Source organism: Dietzia maris (assembly GCF_014144855.1).
GTDB classification, from domain to species: Bacteria; Actinomycetota; Actinomycetes; order Mycobacteriales; family Mycobacteriaceae; genus Dietzia; species Dietzia kunjamensis.
In genome coordinates this window covers 1-2,442 of the sequence record NZ_JAALDN010000298.1, presented here as the reverse complement: position 1 = coordinate 2,442, position 2,442 = coordinate 1, and the positions used below count along the sequence as shown (strand labels likewise).

2 protein-coding genes and 1 pseudogene are annotated in these 2,442 nt (G+C 72.2%); all 3 read right to left on the bottom strand.

Annotated features, from left to right (window positions below):
- Positions 1-330, bottom strand: a pseudogene (locus tag G6024_RS10180) (hypothetical protein); the annotation flags it as partial.
- A gap of 64 nt (positions 331-394) precedes the next feature.
- On the bottom strand, positions 395-1,300 hold the full coding sequence (gene nadC, locus G6024_RS10175; RefSeq protein WP_430392530.1) for a carboxylating nicotinate-nucleotide diphosphorylase: 906 nt from the start codon (positions 1,298-1,300) through the stop codon (positions 395-397).
- Positions 1,297-2,382 (bottom strand): quinolinate synthase NadA, encoded by a 1,086-nt coding sequence (nadA, locus tag G6024_RS10170; protein ID WP_096905622.1) that lies wholly within the window; start codon positions 2,380-2,382, stop codon positions 1,297-1,299. The genes nadC and nadA overlap by 4 nt, the downstream gene beginning before the upstream one ends.
- Positions 2,383-2,442 lie beyond the last annotated feature (60 nt).

Genomic DNA, 2,442 nt, shown 5'->3' with positions numbered 1-2,442 from the left:
CTGCCGGAGCCGGAACGGCTGGATCGAGTCGGACCAGGCGACCAAGAGGTCGAGGTTCGCGCCGCGGGCGTCGGGCGTCGAGTCGGTGCTGCAGAAGTGCTGGACGCTGCGCCACACCGCGAACTGCGCGCCGGTCACCGCGAGCGGATCGACGGTCGGGGCCTTGGCGGCGCGGGCGGACCGAGTCGGCCGGGTGCTCCTGGCGGGTGCGGGCGGAGGCGGCGGCGAGGAGTTCTCCCCGGCCTCCACGCGGCGGCGGGCTTCCTCCATCCGCTGCAATCGTCGTTCCGATGCCGTGCTCTTCTCGCCTGAGTCCCAGAACCCCGTCATGGTCCTCGACTTTACGCGGACCGCGGCCCGTCGCCCGAGCCCGAAGGCGGCGGTGGGGCGGACCTCACATGTCCAGCCCCAGATCGAGCACCGCGACGGAGTGGGTCAGGCCCCCCACGGCCAGGAACTCCACCCCGCAGCGGGCGTAGTCGGCGGCCGCGTCGAGGGTCAGCCCGCCGCTGGACTCCAGCCGGGTGGCCGGTGAGACCTTGTCGCGGCGCTGGACCGCGATCTGGGTCTGCCAGACGGGGAAGTTGTCCAGCAGGACCAGGTTCACGCCCGCGTCCAACATCTGGTCGAGCTGCTCCAGGGAGTCCACCTCGACCTCGCAGGGCAGGTCGGGGAAGCGCTCGCGGACCGCGGCCAACGCCGGGAGCACCCCGCCGGCGGCCACCACGTGGTTGTCCTTGACCAGCACCGCGTCGCCGAGGCCCAGTCGGTGGTTGACCCCGCCGCCGCAGCGCACCGCGTACTTCTGCAGCAGTCGCATGCCGGGCATGGTCTTGCGGGTGTCGCGGACGGCGCAGTCCGTGCCGGCGAGCTCGTCGGCCCACGCCCGGGTCGCGGTCGCCACCCCCGACAGGTGACAGACGAGGTTGAGCAGGGTCCGCTCGGCGGTGAGCAGACCGAGTGTCGGGGCGCTGATCTCGGCCACCACGTCGCCGGCCGAGACGCGGTCTCCGTCGCGGGCGTGGCGCGTCACCGAGAAATCCGCCCGCCCCGGCTCGGCCCGGCCGAGCACCTCGGCCAGGACCATCTCGATCAGCGGCAGCCCGGCCACCACGCCGTCGGAGCGGGTCGCAAGGCGGGCCGTGGCACGGGCGTCCGCGGGCACCGTCGCCAGCGACGTGGCATCCGGGCCGTATCGCAGGTCCTCCTCGAGGGCACGACGAACCGCGATCAGGGCGTCCGCACGGGTGTCGGGATCGAAGAGCTCGTCGTCGTCGGCCCCGGGTGCAGCGCCGCTCACTCCCCCGACCCCGGGTTGCCGATGGCGATCATCCGCTCGACGGACCCGCGCGCGGCCTCGGCCGTGGCGGGATCGACGTGCACCTCGTCGGCACCCTCGACGAGGGCGCGCAGGAGCGCGGCCGGGGTGATCATCTTCATGTAGGGGCAGCTGGCCTGGTCGTTGACCGGCAGGAAGTCGATCTCGGGCGCGGCCTTGCGCAGCTGGTGGATCATCCCGATCTCGGTCGCCACGAGGACCTCGCTGGCCCCCGAGGCGCGGGCGGCGTCAACCATCCCTCCGGTGGACAGGATCTTGACCTGATCGGCGGGGACCGCACCCTCGGTGGCCAGGTGCAGGGCGCTCGTCGCGCAGCCGCACTCGGGGTGGACGAACAGCTCGGCACCCGGGTGGGCCTCCGACTTGGCGGTGAGCTGGTCACCGTTGATCGCCGCGTGGACGTGGCACTCGCCCGCCCACACGAGGACGTTCTCGCGGCCCGTCTTGCGCCGGACGTGCGCACCGAGGAACTGGTCGGGAAGGAACAGCACCTCGCGGCCCGGGTCGATCGACTCGACGACCTCGACCGCATTGGAGCTCGTGCAGCAGATGTCGGTGAGGGCCTTCACCGCGGCGGTGGTGTTGACGTAGGAGACCACCACGGCGTCCGGGTGCTCGGACTTCCACTCGGCCAACTGCTCGGCGGTGATGGAATCGGCCAGTGAGCAGCCCGCGGCCTCGTCGGGGATGAGGACGGTCTTGTCCGGGGAGAGGATCTTGGCGGTCTCCGCCATGAAGTGGACGCCGCAGAAGATGATGGTCGACTGCTCGGCCTCCGCGGCGATGCGCGACAGGGCCAGGGAGTCCCCCACGTGGTGGGCGATGTCCTGGATGGCGGGGACCTCGTAGTTGTGGGCGAGGATCACCGCGTCGCGCTCGGCGGCGAGGCGGCGGATCTCGGCGGCCCACTCCGAGTCGGGCTCGACGCCCGTGTACACCGAGCCGTCATGGCGGATCCTCGCGGCCAGGGGCGAGTCGAGCCGCCCGACGGTGGTGTCCGGCCGCGGCGCGACCGTCGTGCCGTGTCCTGTGGCAGTGCTCATCGCTGCCCCCTCCCGGGTCGTTTCTCCGGGCCGATACGCCACCGGCCCCGTTTTCGACTT